The organism is Bremerella sp. JC817, from assembly GCF_040718835.1.
Classification (GTDB): domain Bacteria; phylum Planctomycetota; class Planctomycetia; order Pirellulales; family Pirellulaceae; genus Bremerella.
In genome coordinates this window covers 1-362 of the sequence record NZ_JBFEFG010000150.1, presented here as the reverse complement: position 1 = coordinate 362, position 362 = coordinate 1, and the positions used below count along the sequence as shown (strand labels likewise).

1 protein-coding gene is annotated in these 362 nt (G+C 68.2%); it reads left to right on the top strand.

The features are described from left to right. Positions 1-232: 232 nt before the first annotated feature. Positions 233-362 (top strand): 50S ribosomal protein L20 (locus tag AB1L30_RS00705; protein ID WP_367011427.1); only part of this gene is annotated, 130 nt, incomplete at its 3' end.

Here is a 362-nt window from a genome sequence, read left to right as displayed (position 1 = left end):
GTCCCAAAAAGCTTTTGAGCCGGGCCTTGCAGCGTCGAGAAGCCGGCCACGGCCGCTTCGCCTCGGCCCTCGCCGCCGCGGCCGAGGCCCACGAGCAGCTCGAAACCGAAGGGGCCGCGGACTCCCCCGCCACCCCCCCGGCCGGGTGACCCGCTGATCGATCGGCGCCCCTCGAATCGATATCGAATTTCCGAGTCCCAAGCCACCTTCCTGATCGTCGAGAACCTGAGCGATGCGCGCGAGGAAAGGATCGGCCCGCCGACGGGCCAAGAAGCGTTTACTGAAGGAAGCCAAGGGCTTCGTCGGCGGCCGTCGGCGGCTCTACCGCACGGCCAAGGAAACCTTGCTCCGCGCCGGGATGT